Source organism: Nitrospirota bacterium, assembly GCA_023229435.1.
In the GTDB taxonomy this organism is placed as follows: Bacteria; Nitrospirota; UBA9217; order UBA9217; family UBA9217; genus JALNZF01.
On sequence record JALNZF010000001.1, the window covers coordinates 342144 to 367748 of the forward strand.

At 52.8% G+C, this 25605-nt stretch carries 15 protein-coding genes and 1 tRNA gene; 14 read left to right on the forward strand and 2 right to left on the reverse strand.

The annotated features are described in order from the left end of the window. Positions 1-53: 53 nt before the first annotated feature. The 9 genes from M0R70_01475 (at position 54) to M0R70_01515 (ending at position 12229) form a co-directional block, all read left to right on the forward strand. The gene (locus tag M0R70_01475; protein ID MCK9418031.1) at positions 54-1475 is read left to right on the forward strand and encodes an NFACT family protein; all 1422 of its coding nucleotides are present in this window, start codon (positions 54-56) and stop codon (positions 1473-1475) included. Between the two features lie 129 nt (positions 1476-1604). Continuing rightward, positions 1605-3539 (forward strand): adenylate/guanylate cyclase domain-containing protein, encoded by a 1935-nt coding sequence (locus M0R70_01480; protein ID MCK9418032.1) that lies wholly within the window; start codon positions 1605-1607, stop codon positions 3537-3539. A gap of 389 nt (positions 3540-3928) precedes the next feature. Next, complete coding sequence (locus M0R70_01485) at positions 3929-4417, forward strand: SH3 domain-containing protein (GenBank protein MCK9418033.1); 489 nt, start codon at positions 3929-3931, stop codon at positions 4415-4417. After that, on the forward strand, positions 4414-5259 hold the full coding sequence (locus M0R70_01490) for a M48 family metalloprotease (protein ID MCK9418034.1): 846 nt from the start codon (positions 4414-4416) through the stop codon (positions 5257-5259). The genes M0R70_01485 and M0R70_01490 overlap by 4 nt, the downstream gene beginning before the upstream one ends. A gap of 217 nt (positions 5260-5476) precedes the next feature. Next, the gene (locus M0R70_01495; protein ID MCK9418035.1) at positions 5477-6763 is read left to right on the forward strand and encodes a hypothetical protein; all 1287 of its coding nucleotides are present in this window, start codon (positions 5477-5479) and stop codon (positions 6761-6763) included. A gap of 205 nt (positions 6764-6968) precedes the next feature. After that, positions 6969-8846 carry a hypothetical protein gene (locus M0R70_01500; GenBank protein MCK9418036.1) on the forward strand — a complete coding sequence of 626 codons (1878 nt, stop codon included), beginning with the start codon at positions 6969-6971 and terminating at the stop codon, positions 8844-8846. Positions 8847-8923: 77 nt separating this feature from the next. Continuing rightward, positions 8924-9595, forward strand: a complete 672-nt coding sequence (locus M0R70_01505) for a thioredoxin family protein (GenBank protein MCK9418037.1) — start codon at positions 8924-8926, stop codon at positions 9593-9595. Then, positions 9588-11603, forward strand: coding sequence for a M6 family metalloprotease domain-containing protein (locus tag M0R70_01510; protein ID MCK9418038.1), 2016 nt, complete (start codon positions 9588-9590; stop codon positions 11601-11603). Before M0R70_01505 ends, M0R70_01510 begins: the two co-directional genes overlap by 8 nt. 74 nt (positions 11604-11677) lie before the next feature. After that, positions 11678-12229: a Uma2 family endonuclease gene (locus tag M0R70_01515; GenBank protein ID MCK9418039.1), complete on the forward strand. Its 552-nt coding sequence runs from the start codon at positions 11678-11680 to the stop codon at positions 12227-12229. A 19-nt stretch (positions 12230-12248) separates the two neighbouring features. Here M0R70_01515 and mazG read toward each other — a convergent pair whose 3' ends face one another. Beyond that, positions 12249-13022 carry a nucleoside triphosphate pyrophosphohydrolase gene (gene mazG / locus M0R70_01520; protein MCK9418040.1) on the reverse strand — a complete coding sequence of 258 codons (774 nt, stop codon included), beginning with the start codon at positions 13020-13022 and terminating at the stop codon, positions 12249-12251. A 366-nt stretch (positions 13023-13388) separates the two neighbouring features. Here mazG and M0R70_01525 point away from each other — a divergent pair, with 366 nt between their 5' ends. The 3 genes from M0R70_01525 (at position 13389) to M0R70_01535 (ending at position 20149) form a co-directional block, all read left to right on the forward strand. After that, complete coding sequence (locus M0R70_01525) at positions 13389-13802, forward strand: hypothetical protein (GenBank protein MCK9418041.1); 414 nt, start codon at positions 13389-13391, stop codon at positions 13800-13802. Between the two features lie 124 nt (positions 13803-13926). Further along, positions 13927-16479 carry a [protein-PII] uridylyltransferase gene (gene glnD, locus M0R70_01530; protein MCK9418042.1) on the forward strand — a complete coding sequence of 851 codons (2553 nt, stop codon included), beginning with the start codon at positions 13927-13929 and terminating at the stop codon, positions 16477-16479. Positions 16480-16519: 40 nt separating this feature from the next. Then, positions 16520-20149 carry a translocation/assembly module TamB domain-containing protein gene (locus M0R70_01535; protein MCK9418043.1) on the forward strand — a complete coding sequence of 1210 codons (3630 nt, stop codon included), beginning with the start codon at positions 16520-16522 and terminating at the stop codon, positions 20147-20149. Positions 20150-20236: 87 nt separating this feature from the next. Here the strand turns inward: M0R70_01535 and polA are convergent, their stop codons facing one another. Then, on the reverse strand, positions 20237-22918 hold the full coding sequence (polA, locus tag M0R70_01540) for a DNA polymerase I (protein MCK9418044.1): 2682 nt from the start codon (positions 22916-22918) through the stop codon (positions 20237-20239). 275 nt (positions 22919-23193) lie between these two features. On the opposite strand from polA, the gene M0R70_01545 reads away from it, so the two are divergent. Both M0R70_01545 and M0R70_01550 read left to right on the forward strand, forming a co-directional pair. Next, positions 23194-23269, forward strand: a tRNA-Thr gene (locus M0R70_01545). 229 nt (positions 23270-23498) lie between these two features. Then, positions 23499-25550, forward strand: a complete 2052-nt coding sequence (locus tag M0R70_01550) for a hypothetical protein (protein MCK9418045.1) — start codon at positions 23499-23501, stop codon at positions 25548-25550. Positions 25551-25605: the final 55 nt, after the last annotated feature.

The window sequence follows — 25605 nt, forward strand, 5'->3', positions numbered from 1 at the left end:
AAGAATACGGGAGACGGAATCATAAACAGAAATTATAAACGGTATAACAGCGCATGCATTTCAACATCCTCTCTCTGGTCGTAGAAGAACTTGACGCGCTCCTCACGAACGCGCGGGTGGACCGCGTGTATCAGGGGAGCGGCGGCGGATTGTATCTTCTTCTTAATCGCGAGCGGAAAAAGTTCATCCTTCTGCTTTCCCCGGACCGTGCCCTGCCCCGACTGCATCTGGTGAGCGTGAAACCGGATGCCGAGGACCCGCCCCACGGCTTTATTCTCTTCCTCAGGAGCCGCGTGTCCGGCGCACGGTTAAAGGGCATCAGCCTCATGAATCAGGACCGGGTCGTGGAAATCCGCTTCAGCAGGCAGGGAGAAGAATGTCTCCTCCTTTTCGAACTCTTCGGTTCATCGGCCAATCTTATCGTTGTTGATGCATCATCGACGATCCTCGCGGTGTACAACCCGGTCCCGCCCGCGGAAGAAGCGTCACGTTCGCTGCTTCCGGGACTCCGTTACAGCGCTCCCGAAAAACCGGGCAACACCGGCTTTCAGAAGAGCAACCTCCCAAGCGGCTTCGAAACAGGTGCTTCCGCCAACAAGGCTGCGGAACGCTATTACGAAAACCTCATCGAGCGGAAGCATATCGCAGCACTCCGGACCGAACTTTCCTCCCGAATAAGAAAAGACCTTTCAAAGACCGTTCGTCTGATCAGCGCCTTGTCAGGAGATTTGGAATCAGCCGATCGGGTTGACGAATACCGGCAGGCCGGGGACCTGGTCCTTGCGCATCTGAAAGAGCTGAGGACCGGAATGGAACGGGCGGACCTGACGGGGTATGACGGCACAACAGTTCCGGTTCTACTCGACCCGAAGCGTTCTCCGTCGGGGAACGCGGAACTCTATTTCAAAAAGTATAAAAAAGCAAAGAAGGGCAGGGACATCATCGCAGGGCGTCTGCGCCAGTCTGTTGATCAGAACTCATATCTCAAATCGCTTTTGAATGACATTGAACAGGCTCACGAGGTCAAAGCCCTCCTGTCCATCCGGTCCGGGCTTATTGCACAGGGACGACTTGATAAAAAGGCCGTCCCGCATAAAATAACGCGGCAGAAGACCGCATCTCCGGCGATAAGAACGATTATGTTCAACGGCTGGGAGATCCTGGTGGGCAAGAGCGCGGCAGGCAACGATCATCTTACGATGAAACTGGCCCGCCCCGACGATCTCTGGCTCCATGCCGAGGGAATGCCCGGCTCTCACGTGCTCGTCAGGAATCCGAATGCAGGGGTCATTCCGCCCGAAGTGCTGGTGAAAGCGGCCGCCCTGGCGGCGTTTCATAGCAAGGGAAAACATGCGGGTAAAGTGCCGGTGACGTATACCCGCGCAGGTCTGGTAAAAAAACCAAGGGGCGCGAAGCCGGGACTGGTGACGCTCCAGGAGCGGAAGTCCCTGATGGTCAAACCGGAGGATGGGTAGCGCCTATCGACCTGCTTCCGGTAATAAACAGCACTGTTCATCGCAAGGTCGCTCAGGGAACGTGAATATTACCTTTACAGATTGAAAAGATTCGAGTAGTATTTATTTACTAACGACTGCTAAAAAATCATGACAAAAAAAATCGTCATATCACTTCTCATGGCCTTCATGGTATTCGGTATCACGATCTCCCTCTATTTCAGCGGCCAGTTCAAAAAACCTGAATTGTTCTTCTACGATGTCCAGGCAAAGCTCCTTCGTGCTGATAAGGTTTCGGACAGCAAGATCAAAGTCATTCTCGCTGATGAGGCCGCCTTCTCGTCAATGTCGGACATTGCGGGCAGATGGCCCTGGCCTCGGGCCATCTGGGCGGACCTGCTTGATTATCTCTCGATGGGTGGAGCGCGGAAAGTGCTCTTCGATATTGTTTTTTTCGAGCGAGACCGATACAGTGAGAAAAATGACAGGGCGCTCATCGATGCCACGAATGCATCGCAGAATGCATACCATAGCATAATGATAAGAAAGGAGGAACCGGACGACAACGCGGAGAACAACACATACTTGAATCGGCCCATGCCTGGTGAATTTATAAACCGGTTTGCGCTTAAGAATGTCAGCGGTATGCTGCAGGTGCAGCCTGGCAGTGAGTACAACGACTTTAAGCTTCCCATTGCAGGCCTGGCCGGGGTTTCAAAAGGGATAACCGTTGTTGAATTTTCCCCTGACGGCGACGGGGTATACCGGAGGACCCAACCGATCCGTGAATATCAGGGAAATTATTTTCCCGTGCTTGGCCTTGCTCCTTTTATCGATGACACAAGCGGTGTCGTCATACAAAATAATACCATTACGATCAATGACCGTACCATCCCGGTTGACGAGAACGGCAATTGTATCATCAACATGTACGGTCTGAACAAGGTCGACACGTATTCCATGAGCGGCGTGTTCGCGTCGCTCCAGAAGATCAGAAGCGGCGAAGTGGAAAACCTCCTGGTAGACCCGGAGATCTTCAGGGACAGCATCGTGTTCGTCGGCGTGAGCGCCGTGGGCGGCGCGGACCTCAAACCGATACCGATGGCCCCCAGCGCGCCCGGTGTAATGCTCCATGTCTTCCTCGCGAACAACTATCTCAAGAATGATTTCATGAGGCCGCCGGAAAAATTGCTGACATTCACCTCCATGTTCATCGGGGTGTTCCTCACGTCCTGGGCCGTGATGTTCAACAAACGGCTTATTTTCAGGGCAGTGTTCCCGTTCGCCATTCTCGCGCTCTATATCGGTTTTGCGTTATTCTCATTTAAATCGAACATACTCGTCGAAATGGTCCCCTTTGTTTTCGCCACAGTCTCAAGCGGGTTCCTCTCCTTCGGCTATCTCACCTTTACCGAGGCCGCGGAAAAGCGACAGGTATCGCACCTCTTCGCCCAGTATGTATCCAAGGAAGTGCTCAATGAGGTCCTGAACAATTATAAGGAGTACCTGAAGACGAGCGCCGGCCAGAGGGTCGAGCTTACGGTCCTGTTTTCGGACATCCGGGGGTTCACGACGATCTCCGAGACCACTCCGCCTGAGAAGATCGTGGAAATGCTGAATATCCATTTTTCGGTCATGGCCGGCATCATCCTGAAACATAACGGCACGATTGACAAATACATCGGCGATGCGATCATGGCCTTCTGGGGAGCGCCGGTCAAGACGGAGGACCATGCGGAGCGGGCGGTGCTGGCCGCAATGGAGATGCTCGAAGGCCTCAAAACCGTGAACAACGCCCTGATAGAGCTTGGGTTTGATCATGAAATTAATATCGGCATCGGCATCAATACCGGTGTTGCCACGATCGGGAACATCGGCTCCGAGCAAAAAAAGAACTATACGATCGTCGGGGACACGGTTAATCTCTCATCGCGGCTTGAAAGCATCACCAAGGAATATAAGACCCCCTTGCTGTTCTCGGAATACACGTATGAGAAGATCAAGGACAAAATTAATTGCAAGTTGATCGGTAATGTCAAGGTAAAGGGCAGGGAGAAGCCTGTTTATATTTATACGGCGGAGTAGCGTTAAAACAGTTTGGAGTTGGGAGTTCGTAGTTCGGAGGGCCGAAGAAGAGGCAGTATCCAAAGCGCCGAATTTAATGCTCTTAACTACAAACTCAATACTCCGAACTAATACAAACGCATAAAATATTGTTACCTGTAGGGCAAGGCTTTAGTTTTGCTTTAACAGGTTGTTGAAAAACGCTTAGTTTACCCTTCGACCCTTCGGCAAGCTCAGGGCTCAGGGCGAACGGAGCGTGTATTGAATTTATTCGTATTTATCCGTTCGTGGTGAGCCTGTCGAACCACAAAAGACTTTTTCAACAGCCTGTTAAACAACCCTGAAGGGTTGCCCTGCAAATGATATAATAACAATTATTGCGTTTGCTATAATGAATTAGGAGGTGTGCCATGAGAAAGACGCTTTTACAGGTAGTGATGGTCGTGGTGAGTGTTTTCTTTGCAACAACGCTGTATGCTCAGACGGATTATTATGTCCAGAGCGTAAAGGCCAAGGTGATGTCCGGCCCATCGTTCAAGTCCGGGGTCATCTCCGAGGTATCCAAGGGGCACAAACTGAGCTCATCAGGCAAAGAAGGCTCCTGGGTAAAGGTCAGGATCTCCGACAAGGATGGATACGTGTCGTCCCTTCTGGTGTCGACCCACCCGCCCTTTGAAAAAACGGGGATTATCAAGGGCGAGGACGCTGAAATAAAGCAGGGTGTTCGCCGCCGCGCTTCATCCTATACGAGCGCCGCCGCCGCCCGTGGTCTGGCGCAGGACGAACGCAGGAGGCTGAGCAAGGAAGAGGCAATCGACTACTATTCACTTGATAAGGTTGAGTCCTTTACCTTGAGCCCCGACGAAATCACCCGGTTCATGGAGGGTAAAAAACTATGAAGATCTCCATCTCCCTGTTCGTGGTTATAACAGCATTGTGTTTTCTCTTACCCGGAGCGCTCATTGCGGCGGAACCCGAGGCGCAGTTCAGACAGCGGGTATCGACCGGCGATGTAGAGCTGTCGTCCGATGTAGACGAAGAGGTAAGGTTCGGACGCGAAGTGGCGGCGCGGGTCATCGCCCGGTACGGACTCTATGAGAATCCGAAGCTTATGAAATACGTCAATCTGGTCGGAAGCGTCATCGCGCGGACCACGAATCGTCCTGAGCTCGATTTTCATTTTGCCGTTCTGAACACGGACGAGATCAACGCCTATGCCGCGCCAGGCGGCTATGTATTCATCACCCGGGGCGCGATGCTCAAGATGCAGGACGAGGCGGAGCTCGCGGGCGTGATCGCCCATGAGATGGGGCACATTGTCGAGAAGCATGTGGTGAAGGAGCTGAAGATCAAGGGGTCCGATGAATCGACTGCCGCGGGCCTCGCGGCGATCATCGGCGGCTCATCCCAGTCGGCACGCACGGCGTTCTCACAGGCAGTGGACCAGGCGCTGGACATGCTTTTCAAGAACGGCTACAAACGCGAAGACGAGACACAGGCCGATAAGGACGCGGTCCTGTTTTGCGCGCTTTCAGGGTATGAACCGTCCGGACTGGTGAAGTTTTTTGAACGGCTCAATACCCAGAAGGGAAAGAATACCGGGGTACTTGACAAGACCCATCCCGCGTACGTGGACAGGATCGCGTTGCTCAAGCGTACCATTACTGAAGAAGGCGTTGATACCGGAAGCTACAAAAACCATCAGGACCGATTTGCAGAGGTTATTAAAGAGTTGAAATGACCACACATGCCGGTTTAAAATTAGTCACGGCATCAAAAAATCGAGATGTATCCTCATATCGTCATCCCCAAATTTCTTTAATCGGGGATATGGTTTTAATCAGGAAGAACCGGATTCCCGCTCAGAATCACTGCGGGAATGACCAAGATATAGTATAGTTAGACCACTATTACTCAGGACATCAAAAAACTTTTTTTTAATGAGACAGGGAGGACTTATGATCCGGATATCTTCGAGGCTGGTTTCAGGGTTACTGTTAGCAGTGGTGTTTCTTTGCAACAGCGCAAGCGCGGACGAATTTCATTATACCAACCTTCTCATCGGCGACCGCGCGTCGGGCATGGGCGGGGCGTATACCGCTGTTTCCGACGACGCAACCGGTCTCTACTACAATCCCGCCGGCGCCGCGTACACAGCCGGCAGGAGCATTTCCGCCAGCGTGAACGCGTTCTATAACACCGAGAAAAAATACAAAAACGTGATCGGCGGCAATGGATGGGTCAGGACGTCCTCGTCACTGTTGCCGAACTATTTCGGCGTGGTCCAGCCGATGGGAAAGTTCAAGGTCGGCATTTCCTATGCCGTGCCGGAATCGATCATGGAAGACCAGGACCAGACGTTCCATGACCTGCCGCTCAGTTCCGGGATTGCAGGCTATAACCCACCCGGCACGTATATATCATCGTACATCATCAATTTCAACAACGAAAGCACCAAGTACAACTTCGGGCCGTCAATTGCCGCCGAGCTTGCGGACAATTTTGCCGCTGGGTTCACCCTTTACTATTATCAACGGAAAACACAATGGATCCTCAATCAGATCATTAAAACAAGCAACGGGGGATCTGAGTGGACCAATGATTATTTTCAGACGGAAGAATGGGGCCTGAGGCCGGTCCTGGGTTTTATGTATGCTCCGGTTGACAAATTCTCGATGGGTGTCGCGGTTTCCCAGGTCCTGATACAGGGGTCCGATACCACGTATCAACACTCCTATCGAAGAGAGAACATCGCTGTCGACAATATCCCGAGCAACAACAACGTCGTGAGCCTGCCGGACGGGCAGTCGAGCTTCGGTGAAAGAAGAAAATATCCTGCGCAGGTATCTCTCGGGTTGGCTTATTTCCCGACTCAAAGTTTGGTCCTCTCGACTGATCTGAACTATTTTACCAAGGTTGGTCAGGTGAATGCGGATGCGGTATTAAATCTGGCCGTGGGCGCGGAGTATTATTTCTCCAAATTCTGGGCAATGCGGGGAGGCTTTTTCACCGATTATGCGAACACGCCGAAGATTTCATCGACCGAAATGAACCAGAATGAGCATATCGACCTTTACGGAACGACGCTCTCGGTCAGCCACTTTACCCGGCATACATCCGTAACGTTCGGAGGAGGATATAATTACGGAAGTGGAACGGCACAGATCATCAGCAACAGCACCAGGACGCAGGATGCCGATTCATTAGGCTGGATGTTGTTCCTCTCCTCGTCCTTTTCTTATTAAGAGGACAATGGACAATAATAAAATTGATGTGAATAGTACCTTGACAAAGTTGGTTCGACCGGTTAAAATTTTATCCTGTTGCATTGTACAAATATAGTTCTGATAAAGTGAATAAACACACATGAAGAAAAAGGGGGGGGTGAGTAGACTAATCCAATGTTTGCACCATGCTTTATCAAATCTCAATAAATTCAAGGAGGACCCAATGAAAAACATTAGTAAATATCTTTTAACAGCATTAGTATCGGTTGCGCTCGCCATGACCATGACAGCCTGCGGCGGCGGGGGTAGCAGCGATGGCGGAGGTGGAGGGGGTGGAGGGGCTATTACCACAAACGCACAAGGCAGCAGCGCCTCCGCTTCCGCGGCACAGTCGACGTCTCTCGCTTCCAATTCCGGCGTGTCTCTCAGCAATATAGCTGAGGGATCCCAGTCCGGGCCTGGGGCAAGCAGGTTCAAGACGCCCCTTGCCGTTAAAGACGCAAAGTTCAACAAGGTTCATGCAGCGCAGACCAGGGCAATGAAAGTGCAGAAGAAAAAACTGGCATCCGCCCTAAAGAAGGCGAAAGCCGCTGTTACAGCTAATAGAGCTACTGTTACGATTCCTGCCACGGATGACCCTTGCGAGGACAGCGGTAAGATGACCTTCAACGGCGACTACGATGATGTCAGCGGTGTTTTTAACCTGACCATGACCTATTACCAGTGTCGTGAGCTTGATGAAGAACTGAATGGCGCGACCTCTGTTTCAGGCGTTTATTCAACTTCGGGCAATGACACGATCACTATGAAACTGGGAGATGCTGATGGCACTATCGAGAGCACTGACTTCATGGCGCGGCTTTTCACTACCGGCTATGGGGATGTGTATGCTACCTATATCGCTGACATGACCCTCACGGGAAGCGTAAGCTGCTCGAACGCAGCATGCGATACGTTTACTTCCACCTTAAGCGCAAGCGGTACAGAAAAGTATGACGATTACATCAATGTATATACCTTTACGTACAGCAGTTTCTCCTTTACAGGGTCGGATACCACGACAACAGCGGGTTATACCGCATCCTATACGATTAACGGCGGGATCAGCGAAGCCTGGACATCGGGCTCGACCGCCGAGGGGGCTTCCGTCACGTTCACGACCTTCGTGCTGACCTTTACGGACACCGCCACATATTATGAGGAGACAGCCGACGGCACCGTGACATTGAGTTTCACACCGGCTGATTACTGCTTTGCCGGCACCTTCACCATAGATACGGTAACGCCGGTCCGCACGAGCTATGCGACCGGTTTGACTACGCAGGGCAATGTGGTGATAAACGGCAACGTGACGATCGTGTATAACCCGGACGGCACCATTACGGTGACGGTCACCGGCCAAACCTCGGATACCTTTGCCAGTAATGATGCATTCGAGGTGGTCTGCGATCTTCAGGAACAGGAGGCGCAGGACAGCACTGTCACCACGGTGTCAACGGGAGGGACCACCACTACAACAGGCACGACGCTGCTGGCCACGCTCACGTGGACAGGCACGGGATGTCCCACTACTACCGGCTGCACGAGCGACATGGACCTCCACCTTATGCATTATGCAGACACAGCGCCTACATCAGCCAGCACGGTTGATTTCCATATATACTTTGCCGACCAGGATGGTACTGATTTATCGGTCAATCCGCTTCCTAATGATGATGTGAACACGCCGGTAATCTGCACGAATAACGATTGCACGACTGGCGATGTCATCGGTGGATACGAGGGGAATCTCGACTACGACGACACGGAAGGGGATGGCCCTGAGCATCTGACTGTGTCATCACTGCCAGTTGGCTACTATCTTCTGTATGTGGACCCGTGGGGAATGGATTTCGACGCAACTGCTACGGTAAAAGTATCGCTTAAAATCGGTAGCAATGCGTATACGTTCCCGACCTATATGTTCAATGGCACCTCATCTGCGGACTACCGCGTGTGCGACGTCAAGGTTGCGGTAGACGGAGTGGTAACGATTTTGACGCCCAACACGGGCCTCACTTCGCTTGCGCCGGCTCTAAACGCGCAAAAGGTGCGGAGATAAGCAATTCAGTATATTCATCCAACAGGGGCATCTTCGGATGCCCCTGTTTTTTTATAAAGATTTAAGTGAATGATTGTATGAGAAAATACATAGGATGCGTTTTCGCGTTTATTGTATTCTGGTCGCAAGCAACACAGCCTGCATCCGCGGCTGAGCCTTCATACACGATCCTCTATTTTTATTCCTCAACCTGTCCCCACTGTAAAAATGTCGCGCCTGTCATGAAAGACTTGAGCAAAGAATACAAGATCCAGGGTCTGCTGTACGGAAAGGATGCTGGAGAACAGATGCCTTATGAGGTCAAAAAGGGCGACAAAGCCACATCGTCAAAATACGGGGTTAAGGGTGTGCCGTCGCTCGTTATGCTGAAGGATGATAAATTCAGGCTAAAGATCGCCGGAGAACATAATATAAAGGATGCACCGTTGATCTTGAAGGCCTTCCGCAAAGGCGCTTTGACCGTGTCCGAAGCAATTGAAAAAGGACCGCGGAAGACGTATACTGTGATCGGATGGATCGGGAGCAGGGGAGAATATTTCAAAAACGCCCGGTTTGTATTGACCGACCGGAAGCGGACCATTTCAGTCAAACCATGGCTGCCGCTTGAAGCGGTCAAATCTCCGTTCAAAAAAGCGCGGCCAAGGCTTATGTCCGATGTTATAGACAAACCGGTATTAATTGAGGGTCTGTTAACAAAAATAAACGACGATTTACAATTTACGGTCAGGAAGGAAATTATCCTTGAATAAAGTACTTGCCGGTATTGCCGCAATTCTTCTTTTCCATTCAGTCGCCATCGCAGCACCGCATATCTTTAAGAACAAACCTGAGCCGATCGAAAGGGTGGGGACCCCGCTGCAAGAGCGCATGGTCATGAGATCAGGGCGTCTCATGCGCGCGCCCGGAAGCTATCCCGCCTCGGTGGACATTCTATTTTTGAAGGTGGAATTTCAGGAAGATCCGGCCCCATCGTCATCACGCACCACGGGAACCGGACTATGGAGCGATCCGCTGTACGCGTATGGCGGTGACTCCGACTACTGGATCAACAAGGCAAAAACGAACTTTATCAACTACTGGAACGAAGTCTCGTATAACAAACTTATCGTCAGCGTGGTAACATCCACAAACGTTTATAAACTTCCCCATACGATGTCGTACTATGGCAATGAATCAAACGCCGCACTTGAGAGCCTCATTAACGACAGCGTTACCGCTGCGAACACCGATACCGATCCTGCGACAAAAATCGATTTCACGCTTTATGACGCCATCCTTATTGTTCATGCAGGCACCGGTGAGGAATCAGACACCGCAGGTGATACGTCCAACGACATCTGGTCGCTCTACTATTCAAACAACTGCATCTCGCCCAACGCCTCGGGCGTCGGGTGTCTCACCACCACGCTTAAGAACGGCCAGACAATAAAAGAAGCCATCATCATGCCCCAGACAGACTCCCAGGACAATATCATCGTCGATCCGCTTGGAGTGTATGTGCATGAGTTCGGCCACTGGCTCGGCCTGCCGGATCTGTATTGCACCGGCCTTGTCTGCCTCCCGGATGGCGTGGGTAAATGGAGCCTGATGGGCGACGGCATCTATACTGCTGACCCGGCCACTCCCGATATTTACGGATCTTCTCCCGTGCATCTTGATGCCTGGAGCAAAGTATTTCTCGGCTGGGTCACTCCTGAAACGACTGTTCCGCCCACGGACATTGGAAACCACGTTTTTGCTCCTGTGGAGACTAACCAGGACATCGTAAAGATACAGGCCTCATCCTCTGCACCCACGCAGTATTTCCTGCTCGAGAACCGTCAACTGACCGGGTATGACAAAGGTCTGCCGGGCCACGGGCTGCTGATCTGGCTGATCGACGACTATGTGATCAATCTCAACTTCCCCTCCAATACCATTAATAACAACTCGTTCAGGCCCGGTGTCAAATTGATCGAGGCGGACAATGATTGGAATTTGCAATCGTATGGATGTACTTTGCCCGACGACTGCGGAAGCGCAGGGGACACGTTCCCGGGCTCCACGAACAACACAGCGTTCACGCTCCACTCCACTCCGCCGTCAACTGCGTATAGTCCGGCCGCATGGGTGAATGTGAGGAACATTCTTGAGACCGGACCCACGCCGACGAACACGATAACAGCCGACATCGGTTTCGTGCCGCTCCCTCCGGGGACGCCCGGAATGTTTGGGGACACCATATCATGGCCCTCGACAACAGACCAGAGCGTCATCGGCTATAACGTATACCGGAATGCCGTCCAGATCGGCCAGTCTTCGAGTCTGTCTTTCCGCGATCCTGATGCTCGCACGGGAGACGGGTATCAAGTCACCGCTATTGACGCAGACGGAGACGAGTCTGATTTTTCCGGTATGGTCATAGCCAATATTGCGGTGGTGGACAGCGGAGGAGGGGGCGGAGGTTCCGGTTGCTTCATTGCGACGGCGGCGTACGGATCGTCATGGGAGCCGCACGTCATGGCGCTTCGGGACTTCCGGGACCGCCATCTCATGACGAACGCGGCCGGCAGGGCGTTCGTCGGGTTCTATTACCACTATTCGCCTCCCCTGGCGGAGTTTATCGGCCGCCATGACAGTCTCAGGATACTGGCGCGGTCGGCGCTTACTCCGGTCGTATATGCGGTGAAGTATCCGTTCGTGTTTATTCTGTTCTGTTCGACTTTCACGATGACGACGATCGCGCTGTATGGACGCGTACGGAGAAGCCGTTATTGACAGTGAAAATTCAATGTGATACAGTATTAACATAAGGATGCAGGCAGTCTCACCAGGTCAAAAGCGGAGATGTTATGGGAACAATCACTGAAAAAAGAAAATATACTTATGAAGATTATTTAAAGACTCCCGATGATAAACGGTATGAGCTTATTGAAGGAGATTTGCTGATGACGCCGTCGCCGAATGCAAAACATCAAGAAATTTTAATGAACTTGTCCGCGAAAATCCATCAACATGTCATGGGGAAAAATCTCGGGAAAGTATTCATCGCGCCGCTTGATGTTCATCTTGGTGATAATGTCGTGCAGCCGGATATCCTGTTTATCTCGAGAGAGCGGATGAATATCATCGGCGAAAAAAACGTTCAGGACGCGCCTGACCTGGTTGTTGAAATTCTTTCGGAAAGCACCGCCTATCGTGACACTATTCATAAAAAGAAACTGTATGCGCGGTTCGGCGTGAAAGAGTGTTGGCTCGTCGCCCCTGAAGACAGGCTGGTCGAGGTCTATACGCTTAAGGACAAAGGCGGGTATCAGCTCCTGAAAACCTATTCTGATAAGGACGTTATTGAATCGCAAGTCGTTAAAGGCCTCAAAATCGAGTTAAGCAAGGTCTTTGCTTAACACGCCGCGCCCTTTTCGGTCACTTCCCCTTGCTTTCCTGCCAAAGTGCTTCCATCTCATCCAGCGTCATATCATTCAGCGACCGCCCTGCGTTCGCCGCGTGTTCTTCGATATAACGGAAGCGGTGGATGAACTTGCTGATGGTCTTGCGGAGCGCCTCTTCCGGGTTGACGCCGAGGAAGCGCGAAATGTTCACGAGCATGAAGAATATGTCTCCGAGCTCCTCTTCGATGCCCGCGGCGTCCTTGTTTTTCAGCGATTCCTTGAACTCGGCCATCTCCTCATCGAGCTTGGGCAGGGCTTCGTCGATCTTGCTCCAGTCGAAGCCCACGCGCGCGGCGCGCTCCTGAAGGCTGTGGGCGCGAAGAAGCGAGGGGAGGTGGCGGGGCACGCCTTCGAGAACCGATTTCCGATCTTCATACCCTTTTTCCTTTTTCTTGATCTCCTCCCAGTTCGCTAAAACTTCCTTGTCCGTGGCCAGCCGGGCGTCTCCGAACACGTGGGGATGGCGGCGGGTCATCTTTTCGATCGTGCCCGAAATAACGTCCTGGATGGTGAATTGGTTGTTTTCCTCCGCGATGCGGGCGTGAAAGATGATCTGGAACAGGAGATCGCCGAGCTCTTCCTTCACCTTGTCGGGCGACCCCTCGTCGAGGGCGTCCACGACCTCATAGCATTCTTCGATCAGGAATGGTTTAAGCGATCCGGCGGTCTGCTTATGGTCCCAGGGGCAGCCGTCCGGTCCCCGGAGTTTCGCCATGAGTTCCACGAGGTCGTTGAGGTTATTCTTCATTAAAATACTCCGTTATCGGACAGGATTGTTATTGATGTCAATACGTGTGTCGCAACAGGGTTGATTTTTTGTATCTACTCAGGTCAAATCAGGTCAAAATCTATTAGCCGCGAAAGAACCCCCGATAAGACATTTCGATGGCAGGCTCCAGGATCGCAGAGAGAATTAAAACTGAAATACATGGTTTCAGGTTTTTTCTTTGAGTTCTTTGCGTTCTTTTGCGGCCAATCTGAGTAGTTACGATTTTTTTACCTTACACAAACCACTCTTTGTTTGCAAGCTTTTTTCTTGAAGCAAAGCGCTATCTATGGTACTCTTACTCATATGCACCACCAAGCATTATTGACGTCGGAAAGGAGACTGATCATGCTTCAGAAATCTTTGTACGCGGTTGTCGTGGTTGCCGCCTTCACCCTGCTTACGGCCATGGGCGGCACCGGCGGGTTCGAACGGTCCCCCCGGGTTGAGAAGAACTATGCCGTCGTCGTTACCGACGCCGCGGGAAACAGGATCGAGGGTGAAAAGTTCAGCTGGGAAGGACGTATCCATTTCGCGGGATACCTGGGCATGGCGCAGGTGACGATGCCCTTCGAGAAGATCAAGGAGCTGATCGTGGGGGAGAAACGTGACCGGAAGGTGAAGGTTACGGCGCGACTCACGGACGGGACCGAGACGGGCTTTGAGGTTGACGCGAAATCGCGCTGCTACGGTGATGCAAGTTTCGGCAGCTTCATGCTGCAGATGGACGAGATCAAGTCGGTTGTCTTTAAAAAGAATTAAGGCAACTCCTGAGTAACTACTCAGATTTGCCGCAAAAGCAAGCTTTTGCGGCAAACAGATTTTGACCTGATTTGACCTGAGTAGATACACTTCTTTTCCCCCCATGAACGGCTCGGACCATATCATGACATCAATTCAGGCCGGCACCATCAAGACGATGCTCGAGAAGGAAGGCGCGATCATCCGCAACGCGCATTTTTCCGGCGCGGGCGGCAGCGAGGTGGTCCTGCGCCGGACCGAACTCATTGACAGGACGCTCTGCAACGCGTATGACCACCTGACCGCGGCCGGTCCCATGCCCGCGCTCCTTGCCACCGGAGGCTATGGCAGGGGCGAGCTGAATCCGCACTCGGACATAGACATCATGTTCCTGTGCAGAGACGAACAGGACCGGCAGCGTTCTCTGGAGTTGCTGTATGTACTCTGGGACGCCGGCATGGACGTGGGATACAGCGTTCGGACCATGCCTGAGTGCGTGTCGCTCGCGAGGCAGGACATCAAGATCCGCACCTCGCTCCTTGAATCACGCCTGATCGCGGGAGACCCCGCGTTCTACGATTTGTTCATCAGGACCATGCAGAGCGGGGTCTTTTATTGGAAGCCTTCCGCGTTCATCCAGGAAAAGATCGCGGAGCGCGTTGCAACGCGCCGGAAATACGGCGGCTCGATCTATCTGCGTGAACCCAACATCAAGGAGTGCGAAGGCGGACTCCGGGACATTCATACCGCGCTATGGATCGCGTTTGTGCGTTATCGGGTCGCATCGCTCGGAGAACTGGTCGCGAAAAACGTCATCACCGGGAGGCAGTACGCGGTGTTCCAGCGGTCCCGGAACTTCCTTTGGAGACTCAGGAACGAGATCCACTATCTCTCGGGCCGGAAGAACGACCATCTTACCTTCGACCTCCAGGAACGCGCTGCAAAGGACTTCAAATACCGCGACTCCGCGCACCTGTTCGCAGTCGAGCGATTTATGAAGGCCTACTTTCTTCATGCACGGAACATTCGTGAATTTACGGATGCTGTCGTCACAGCCGTTCTTGGGAAACCATCCCGCAAATGGTTCCAAAGGGCGCAGAAACTCGGACCCTTCTCACTGTCGGGCAGAACGCTATTTCTTTCTTCAGACGAGGGGTGTCATAAAAATGCTGTTCTTGCCATGACCGCTTTCGAGATCGCCCAAAACAGGCATGCCGTCTTTTCAGACCAGCTCGGATCTCTGATCGGTTCATGCAGACTCGATGATGCTGAGAGGATATCCGCTCCGGCTTCAAACGTGTTCCTCACGATCCTCAATAATCCTGATGGACTATCGGAGACGCTTGCCCTGATGAAGGACCTGCGTTTTCTCGGCCGGTACATCCCGGAATTCCGGGCGATCCAGGCGCTCGCGAGACACGATTATTACCACCTGTACACCGTGGATGAACATATTCTGCTTGCCATTAAAAATCTTCAGGCCCTGTGGTCGGGCAGTTTCCCTTCGCTCACGACGCTTTCCGATGCCTTTCGGGGCCTCAGCAAGCGCTGGGTCCTGATCCTTGCTCTTTTGCTTCATGATCTGGGCAAGGCATACCGGAATGAACATGAGCACCGGGGCGTGGAACTGGCCAAGAATATCCTTATGCGACTCTCGGTTACCGGAGTGGATTGTGATCGGATCCTTTTTCTCATCGAGAACCATCTCGTCATGGCGCTCCTGTCACAGCGGCGGGAACTCAGTGACCGAAAGGTCATCGCTGATTTTTCCCGGCTCGTGCAGGACCGCGAGAACCTCTCCATGCTGTATCTGCTCACGTATGCCGATATATCGGCGGTGAACCCCACTTCCTGGACGCAATGGAAGGCCGCGCTGCTTCAGGACCTCTACCTGAGGACGCTCAACCATCTGGATGCGAGCGCGCAGACCGTTGAGGAAGAACGGGCCAGGCTTACCGCGGCATCCGACAGGATAAAAAATGCTGCGGATGGACAGTTCTCTTCTCAAGAGATCGATGAATTCATCGCAACCATGCCCGAACAGTACCTCCTCACCGCCTCGACGCGCCGGGTGCTGGATCACTTGAGCATGATGAAGAAACTGCCCGAAGAACAGCTGGTTATCCGTTGCCGGCATGATATTGAGCGGGGATACACCGAGCTCACCGTCTGCGCCTACGACGCCTACGGCATGTTTTACCGGACCGCGGGCACGATCGCCTCCAAGAACCTGAACATCCTCCGCGCCCAGGTATTTACCTCAAAGAACGGCGTGATGATCGACACGTTCCAGATCACCGGTCCCGAGGGGAAGTTCTTCGATTATGAGGAGGCATGGGAAAGCGTACGCATTGAACTTCGGGCCGCGCTCATGAGCGGGTTCAAGCTTCCTGAACCAAGCCCTTATGCATGTACCCCGTCGCTCCCCGTGTCGATAACCCCCGCGGTGACGTTCGACAATGAAACCTCGGAGATATTCACCATTATCGACATCACCGCCCGCGATTGCGTTGGATTTTTGTATCACGTGTCGAAGGCCCTGTACGACCTGAACCTGGACATCGGCTCCGCGAAGATCGTGACCGAGGGATCGCGGGTCATGGACTCTTTTTACGTGACAAACTTGTTTAAGAAAAAGATAGACGATGCGGTCCGGCTTGAGAAGATCCGGGAAACGCTGATGAAGGTGATCGGGTAACAGTTCGTAGTTCGTAGTTTGGAGTGTGGAGTTCGGAGTAATGAAAAGAATCGTTATCATCATATCGATCGTTCTGTTCGTCCTGACTGCGGGAGCCGAGGGCTACCTGCAGAGTGACGCCTTTTCACGGATGATCAGGCCTTATGTGCTTGGTCCGCTCAAAGAACTGGTGGGCGATGATGCGAAGATCGGTCTGGTTAAAGCCCACTTCATTCCGCCCAATATTGAAGTGCGGGACATCTCGATTCCCTACGCAGGCGGGAACGAAGCCATCGCCATCCGGAAGATAAAGGCCTACATCAACCCGCTCCCGCTGTTTCTGAAAAAGATCAGGTTGCCTTCGATTTCCATCCTTGAACCCCGCATTTACGCGGAGCGTGCAAAAGACGGCACGATCAACCTTACCCCGCTCATCGATCGGATCAGAACGAATGCGGCCCGCAAAGAGTCGGAAGGCACGGCCGGGTTCAGCCTTCTGCTGAGGAACCTGTCGCTCAGCAAGGGCCGGATCGAGTATAAGGACAAGATGACTTCAGCTCAGTACACCCTGAGCGATCTCAATGTGACCACCAGGGTTTATCTTTCGCAAGACCGGTTCACCACCAGCATCAAGAGCGGCCTCATCCGCATTTCGACTCCCGTCTATCCTGAGATAATGGGCAAGGTCATGGCAACCATGAAATACGACCGGGGCCGGATCCATATGGATACGGCCGAGCTGTCAACGACGGACGCTGTATTCACCGTATCCGGAGACGCCGGGTTGTCGCAGGAATCACCGCTTGATCTCAAGATCACGGGCAGATCGGGTCCGCAGACCATCGGTCGGTTTCTTGATGTCCTGAAACCGGTCAAGAAGCAAAAGGACTCTCTCTTCGAAGTGCAGGCGCTGGTCCGGGGGAAACTGTCCGATCCGGTCGTAGAGGGAAACCTGAAAATATCCGCAATTCCTGTCAGAGAATATGTGCTTCGGAACGGTGCCCTGTCGTTCTCCTATCGGGACAAGAGCGTCACGATCTCCGGCAGTCAGTGGAAACTCACGAAGGGCGGGGCAAACCTCGTCATCGACTCCATCGACGCCGCACTTGGCGCCAGCAGGGAAGGACTGGAAATACGGCGTCTGGATATCCTCGCCGGCGACCTGGCGCTGCATGGTGACGGACGTGCGGACACGGCAAAGGGCTTCGACGCGCTTCTCAGCGCCGCGTCCTCGGGGAAAGGAAGGACCATTTCGATTCTGACCGGTCTGCCGTTTGAGGGCCCGGTCAAGGTAACCGGACGTCTTTCCGGCAAACTCGACTCGCCCCGTTTCGACGGCAGCCTTTCCGCGGGTCCCGTGACCGTGCGGGGCGTCCTCATCAGCTCCATAGCCGGCAGGATAGAGTATGAGCATAAGAAGATACTGCTCTCATCCGTGGACATCGCCGAGCAGTCATCCCGATATATTTTTTCCGGCTCCGTGGACCTGAACGGCAAAGAACCGGTCTATTCAGCTCGACTCCGTGTCCTTCGGTCAAATGTCGTGAACGTTGTGGCAATGTTCTATAAACAACTGCCGCTCGTGCTTTCCGCAACCGGCGAGCTGACGTTCAGCGGAACTGCGCAGAATTATTCGGGGAACGGGCATCTCACCCTTGATGCAGGCAGCGCATATGGGGAATCCTTTGTCCGGGGGGCGGTCACGGCGTCGCTCACCAACGGCAGGATCGCCTTTCCTCAGGTTGTGCTCTACAAAGAGCGGGGAATGGTGAAGGCGACCGGATGGATCGGGTTTCATGACGGGAAATATTCCGCTGATCTTGAAAGCAGGGGGATCGACCTGTCCGAAGTCGACCGGCTAAAGGATTTGCCGATCGCCGGTGAGGGCAATCTCGATATTCACTCCTCGGGAACCTTTACCCTGCCTGTGGTCAGGGCTTCGCTTACTGTTGAAGCGCTGTCCTACCACCAGGTTTCGATGGGCGGGATACATGCGATTGCGTTTATCCGGGACGGGGTGATATTTTGCAAAACAGGGCTGCCCGGAGACCGTGTGAACCTGACTATGCGCTGGACGCTTCACACGCCATACCCCTGGACCGCTGACGTAAAGATTCTTACCGATGACTTCGACCCTTTATCCATGCTCGATAAAAAGGGGCTCGCTGATCGGGTGAAGGTGGCCGCTGAAGGCGTGCTGAGGGCGCAGGGCCGTGGACTTGATCTGTCGACGATCTCGGGAGAGGCGATCTTCAAAAAGTTACGCCTCTTCATCGGTGATTATCGGATCGATAACGATTCAGAGGTAAAGTTATCTGTGGAAGGCAGCAAAATATCGGTCAAGGCGCTGAATTTCGTCGGCGCCGACACCCGGTTCGGCATCACCGGCTGGGTCCGGCCCATGGAGGAAATAGACATCGCCCTGAAAGGCACGGCGAATCTATCACTCCTGAAACTGCTCTACCGTGAGGTGGAGCACGCAGCTGGTGTTGCCGAGGTGAAGTTTGGGATCAAGGATACCTGGAAGAACCCTGACATTACCGGAGAGCTGCTGTTGCGGAACGGTGAGATCAAAATTAAGGACATCCCGCAGCGGTTCACCGCGTTGAACAGCAAGATCGTCTTCGAGCAAGGCAGGATCGTTGCGGACTCCTTGTCCGGCGAGGTGGGAGGCGGCACGCTGAGCGCATCGGGATGGGCGCAGCTTTCCGGCTTGCAACTTCAGGATTTCTCCGCAAAAGCATCCGTGGATAATGTGACGGTCCGCTATCCCGAAGGACTCACCTCGACACTTTCCGGAGAGCTGTATTATGACGGCGACGCGTCCGAGCAGTCCCTCGCCGGCGACATCACGATCATACGCTCCAGGTACGATAAGCGGGTGGAGTGGAAAAGCATGCTCGTTGATATCGGCAGAGGTCTGTACCAGAAAAAGAAGACCGAGGTGGCATGGATCGGGGATACGCAGGTCAATATCCGATTCCATGGAGAAAACAACATCCTGTTCCAGAACAATCTCGCTAAAATGCCTCTCGCTGTGGATGTGTTTCTCCGGGGAACGGTCAACCATCCTCAGCTCCTGGGCAGGATCGAGGCCCGGAGCGGGGTCGTGTATTTCCGTAAGAACGAATTCAAGATACTCCGTGCTTCCGTGGATTTCGTTGATCCCAACCGGATGAACCCCGTGCTGGACATTCAGGCGGAAACACAGGTGCGCGAATACAAGATCCGGCTCGCGGTCACGGGCACCGCCGAGCATGCGGTAATCACCTATATTTCCGAGCCTTCGCTTATTGACACCGATATTCTGGCGCTGCTGACGCTGGGAAAAACCGGATCAGAACTCAAAGGCAAGGAAACCGGCGTGGGGGTGGGCGAGGCCACTTCATTCGCCACCGGCCAATTCCAGGACGTTATTGAGCGTAATGCAAAAAGACTGACCGGGCTTGATCGTTTTCAGGTTGATCCCTACGTCGGCAAAAGCGATACCTCTGTGCCGCGGGTCACCGTGGGCAAGGAACTCGTGCGGAACAAGCTTTATGCCACCTACTCGTCAAACGTAGGCGCTACGGCCCCGGAGCAGCTTTTCCGGATGGAGTACCTGCTGAACAGGCATTTTTCAGTCGTGGGTGAACGGAACGAGACGGGGAACAACGGGGCTGATATCAAGTATCGGTTTGAATTCAAGTAGGAACCGCAAAGAGCATAGGGCATGGCGCATGGGGCAACGGGTTTAAAGCTTTTACGCTCTGCGCCATGCTCTTTGCGCTATGCGGTTTCAATGCGCTTCATCCCAGTTCTTGCCCACGCCCATATCCACCCTGATCGGGACTGAAAGCGCGAGCACTCCTTCCATTTCTTCCTTGACCAGCTTTTTCATCGGTTCTCTCTCCCGGTCCGGCACTTCGAATACCAGCTCATCATGCACCTGGAGGATCATTTTTGATTGGAGGCTTTCCCGCGTGATCCGCTTCTGTACATTGATCATTGCCAGCTTGATAAGGTCGGCGGCGGTCCCTTGAATGGGCGTATTGACCGCCATACGCTCACCGAAATTCCGCACCGCCACCGTGGATGACGCAAGTTCGGGGATGAAGCGGCGCCGGTTAAAGAGCGTTGAGACGTAGCCGTTCGTCGTCGCGTCCCTGATGGTCCTGTCTATGAACTCGCGGACTTTCGGATATCTGGCAAAATAATTGTCTATGTATCGCTTTGCCTCGGCATTCGAGACCCCGATGTCCTGCGCCAGGCCGAACGCCGATATGCCGTAGATGATGCCGAAATTGACCGCCTTGGCCTTGCGCCGCATCTCGGGCGTGATCTCTTCAGGGGTGAGCCCGAAGATCTCCGAGGCGGTCCGGGTGTGGACGTCTTCATCATTCTGAAAGGTCTTGATCAGTGCCGGGTCTTTGCTCATGTGGGCGAGGACGCGCAGCTCGATCTGGGAGTAATCGGCGGAGAGCAGGCTCGCGCCGTGTTCGGCGATAAATGCCTTTCTGATCTCCCGTCCCACTTCGGTGCGTATGGGGATGTTCTGAAGGTTCGGTTCACTGCTTGAAAGTCTGCCGGTCGCGGTCACGGTCTGGTTGAGCGAGGTGTGGAGCCTGCCCGTTTTCGGGTTGATCATCAATGGCAGCGCGTCGATATAGGTCGACTTGAGCTTCGAAAGCGTGCGGAATTTGAGGATCTCCGCCGGCAGGGGATGAAGGGGAGCAAGAGCTTCGAGCACGTCCACATTGGTCGAGAATCCGGTTTTGGTCTTCTTGGTCGGCGTAAGTTTTAATTTCACGAACAGGATTTCCGCGAGCTGCTTCGGAGAATTGATGTTGAATTCCGTTCCTGCCAGTTCGTAAATGCTCCTTTCGATGCCCGCCATGTCAATTCCCAGCTTCTTCGACATGAGCGAAAGATATTCGGCATTGATCTTCACGCCGACGCGCTCCATGTCGACCAGGACCTCCATGAGAGGCATCTCCATGTCAGAGAAAAGCCTTTCCAGGTCCTGCTCCCGAAGCAGGGGGGCGAGCGTTTGTTTCAGCCGGAGCGTTATGTCCGCGTCTTCACCGGAGTAGCGGGTCGCGGTCTGCACATCAACTTCGGCAAATCCGATCTGCTTTTTCCCTGACCCCGTGACGTCGGCATACGTGATGGTCTTATGATTAAGATACTCGAGCGCAAGCGCGTCCATCCCATGGGAGGCCTTGCCCGGGTTCAGGAGATAGGACGCGATCATGGTGTCGAAGGAGATGCCCTTTACCGGTATCCCATAATGCCCGAGCACGAGCAGGTCGTATTTGATGTTCTGCCCGATCTTCCGGATCGCGGGATCTCCCATGACCGGTTTGAGCGCGTCCAGCGCGTGTTCGAGGCTGATCTGTTTTGGAGCGCCAGGGTAGCGGTGGCCGAGCGGCAGGTAATATGCCTGGTGGGGCCGGATGGAAAACGAGATCCCGACCAGTTCGGCCTGCATGGCATCGAGCGATGTGGTTTCGGTATCAAAACAGAATTCGTCCGTTGAGGAAAGGGCGCGAATCAGGTCCTGAAGATCCTTTTCCTCAAGGATCGTGCGATATTCCACGTCCTGTTCGGGTTCCTGGATGACGTGCTTCAGCAATGCGGTGAATTCGAGTTCTTTTAAGATCCTGAGCAGGGCAGGACCGTCAGGTGCCTTGAGCTTCAGGTCGTCATAGCTGATCTCGATCGGCACATCGGTATGCAGGATCGCCAGTTCGCGGCTCAGGCGCGCGAGGTCCGCGTATTCAATGAGCGATTGTTTCAACTTCGGTTTGGTGATCTCGTGCGTGTGGGCGAGCAGGTTTTCAATGGTCCTGTACTGCCTGATCAGGACCTGTGCGGTCTTCTCGCCGATGCCGGGCACGCCGGGAATATTGTCCGATGCGTCGCCCATGAGGCCCATGATCTCGACCACGCGGTCGGGCGGCACGCTGAAGCGCTCTTCCACATCCGCGGGCTCGTAGACCTTGTCCTTGAGCGTGTCATACACCTTTATCCGGGGTCCCACGAGCTGGAGGAGGTCCTTGTCACCCGTGACGATGGTGATATCCATGCCATGCGATTCCGCATTTCGGGCGAGGGTGGCGATCACATCGTCGGCCTCCTGACCTTCGATCACGAAAACCGGGATGCGGAAGGCCTCCACCAGTTTGTGGATATAAGGGATCTGGGGGATGAGGTCTCCGGGCATGGGAGGCCGGTGGGCCTTGTATTCCTTGTATTCACCATGTCTGCGGGTCGGACCCTTGGGATCGAACACGATGGCAAGCAATGCCGGCGCTTTGTCCTTGATTACTTTTAAGAGCATGTTCGCAAAACCAAAGACCGCGTTCGTCGGCAAACCGGCAGAATTGCTGAGCCCCCGTATTGCGTAAAACGCCCGGTAAATATAGGAATTGCCGTCGATAATATAAAAAGTGGTTTTTGAATTATTGCTCGTGCTCATGGAAAGGGAGTATAGCGTACCTGCATAAGAAAGACAATGGGAGAATGGTGATAAGGGCGGTTTGCATCCTCAATCATAGAGCCTGCCCTCGAATGCTCTTATCGGGGGAGGGAGAGGATCGAGGTGAGGGGGGATTGGTTTGCAGCCAGAGGCCGCGCTATGGATGTCATAAGCTGTACAGTTAGATTCCGAAAGATTTTCTTGACGCAAATGAGATAATGTTGTATAAACAACGCTTGTTCAGTTTGTTTTACTCAATTCCTTTATCTCCTCAGGCCATCTTAGCTCAGCTGGTAGAGCAACTGATTCGTAATCAGTAGGTCGCCGGTTCGACTCCGGCAGATGGCTCCACATATCATCGGATTTTATTTCGTAACTCATGCAACACTTTAGTTATCTTTTTTTCGAAATCTGATAGCGCCTCATATCGTTCCGCTGTTGATAATATTTTCTTGACATCCTCAAGGCAATGATATTTAATACAATGAATCTTAGCAGGACAACGCATCCGGCAATAAATCTCAATGACGTTTCTTTAATCACAATAACTATTTAATGGATTTATAAACAGGAGGGGACAATGAAAGGTAGAATGTCATTTTTTAAGATCACTCTGATAGTTGGAGCGCTGATCATATTATTTTTGTCTTTGGCCTCGTGCAGTAAGAAGTCAGGCGGGAGCAGCGACGGAGGCGGTGGCAGCGCGGGACCCAATGAAAATATAGCGGTTGTTGCAACCCCGTCTTCCATAACCGTTAACGGAACCTCAACGATTACCGTCGCCGTAAATGATAGCGATGGCAACCCGGTCCCTGATGGGACCGCAGTCACTTTTTCCCTGAGTTCCGCTGACTATGGCAGTTTGTCCAACTCAACAGTAACTACCGCCAACGGGGTCGCAACCACGACATTTACCGCGGGTAGTATTTCAGGTGCTGTTACAATCACCGCCACATCGATTTTCGGCTTCAACAATACCACCCTTACTGTCGGAACTGTTCCCGGAGGAGCAGTTGCAACAGGCAGTATACAGTTCATATCAGCCACTCCCTCGATCATAGGGATAAAAGGCGTGGGTCGAGAGGAGATCTCTTTCATCACGTTTCTGGTGAGCGATCTGAACGGAAGCCCCGTTGATGGCGCATCGGTCAGCTTTACGATGGCTGGTCCGAACGGCGGAGAGTATATAGGCGAGATAGATTCAACACCCAATACAGCCACTGCCGTAACGGTAAGCGGCAATGTAACGGTTATACTGCACAGCGGATCAATAGCCGGGACAGTCACTATTGTTGCTACCACTTTGATTGACGGCGTTCCGATATCTTCGTCCGCAACCCCGATATCCATCGGCGGCGGTGTCCCGTCTGCGGCTCACTTTAACATAGCCAGGACGCCTGTTAATCTTGAAGGACTTAGCTGGTCGGGCCTTCAATCCACAGTTATGGCATTCTTGGGCGACCGGTTCGGAAACTATAATGTGATGAACGGGACATCCGTTTCCTTCTATGCAGAATCAGGGGCCATTGACGCTCAGGGAATAACGGGAGGAGTAACTGGTACCAACGTGAGCGGCATTGATAGTACTCCGGGCGACACCGGCGAGGCTAATGTTGTTTTCAGGACCCAGGATCCCATTCCCCAGGATGTATTGCGCGTTTTGGCAGGAGAGGCTCTTTCCCGGTATTTTGATGGAGACAATGAACCCTATCGTACGTACGGTAGTCGTACCTATAACCCGAGGGATGGATGGTGCACAATCATCGCAGCCACGAAGGGTGAGGAAACATTCCTCGATGAGAACCTCGACGGACTGTTTACCCGTTCTTATAAAAACGACAAATGCCCGTATGGTAATTCCATCATCTGTGAATGCGATGGAGGAACAGCGGGCGGGTACGCGGGGTATGTACAGCAAGGCGAAAAATGCACTGATACCGGGAAACCTGGTGGGAACAGATCTGAAGGATTTGTAGACATACCGGGTGACCCGTTCTATGATGTGAATGACGATGGAGTAAGAGATGACGGACAGACCTTTGGACACCCGTTTGAACTCTATATAGACACAAATCATAATGGCTCGTTTGATGGCCCTAATGTGAAGTGGGATGGTCCTGACTGCCAAACATCGGGATGCGAACAGAGCAAAACGATTTGGGAAACTGCTCCGATCGTCATCAGCGGCGGACCAGTATTTCTTCCTCAACCTGACGCTAACAAATGTTATAACCTTACCACGGATATTGCTTCCACCTGCAGTGCAACCTTCAATAAGGACGATTTTGCAGTTGCCCCCACAACAGGCATTACCAAGGGAAGCAGTGGTTCATTCAAAATAATCGTTGGAGATTATAATTTAAATAAACTCCAAGGTGGGACTAAGATAATAGCGACGGCATCCACAATTGCATCGGCACCAACAAACACGACAGCCACCACAAATGTAATAACCGTAATCCCGTCGGAATACGTTGTTGATGATAATTTCATTCCGGTTGGGCCAACATTTTTTGAATTTACCGTGAGTGTTCCGGTAGACACGACTGCTGATTCGACAACGGTGACGGTTGAGGTGACCACGCCAAACGGCTCCAAAAACAAAACATCGACTTTTGTGAGTATTAATTAAATCGTTTTGTGTATCATGTTCTCAATGTGCGCGAAGGTATCAGCTGAATCTGTAT

Bases quoted from the DNA above. Each gene is read 5' to 3' on its own strand.
- M0R70_01475 (MCK9418031.1), top strand. From the start codon at position 54: ATGCATTTCAACATCCTCTCTCTGGTCGTAGAAGAACTTGACGCGCTC.
- M0R70_01480 (MCK9418032.1), top strand. From the start codon at position 1,605: ATGACAAAAAAAATCGTCATATCACTTCTCATGGCCTTCATGGTATTC.
- M0R70_01485 (MCK9418033.1), top strand. From the start codon at position 3,929: ATGAGAAAGACGCTTTTACAGGTAGTGATGGTCGTGGTGAGTGTTTTC.
- M0R70_01490 (MCK9418034.1), top strand. From the start codon at position 4,414: ATGAAGATCTCCATCTCCCTGTTCGTGGTTATAACAGCATTGTGTTTT.
- M0R70_01495 (MCK9418035.1), top strand. From the start codon at position 5,477: ATGATCCGGATATCTTCGAGGCTGGTTTCAGGGTTACTGTTAGCAGTG.
- M0R70_01500 (MCK9418036.1), top strand. From the start codon at position 6,969: ATGAAAAACATTAGTAAATATCTTTTAACAGCATTAGTATCGGTTGCG.
- M0R70_01505 (MCK9418037.1), top strand. From the start codon at position 8,924: ATGAGAAAATACATAGGATGCGTTTTCGCGTTTATTGTATTCTGGTCG.
- M0R70_01515 (MCK9418039.1), top strand. From the start codon at position 11,678: ATGGGAACAATCACTGAAAAAAGAAAATATACTTATGAAGATTATTTA.
- mazG (MCK9418040.1), bottom strand. From the start codon at position 13,022: ATGAAGAATAACCTCAACGACCTCGTGGAACTCATGGCGAAACTCCGG.
- M0R70_01525 (MCK9418041.1), top strand. From the start codon at position 13,389: ATGCTTCAGAAATCTTTGTACGCGGTTGTCGTGGTTGCCGCCTTCACC.
- glnD (MCK9418042.1), top strand. From the start codon at position 13,927: ATGACATCAATTCAGGCCGGCACCATCAAGACGATGCTCGAGAAGGAA.
- M0R70_01535 (MCK9418043.1), top strand. From the start codon at position 16,520: ATGAAAAGAATCGTTATCATCATATCGATCGTTCTGTTCGTCCTGACT.
- polA (MCK9418044.1), bottom strand. From the start codon at position 22,918: ATGAGCACGAGCAATAATTCAAAAACCACTTTTTATATTATCGACGGC.
- M0R70_01550 (MCK9418045.1), top strand. From the start codon at position 23,499: ATGAAAGGTAGAATGTCATTTTTTAAGATCACTCTGATAGTTGGAGCG.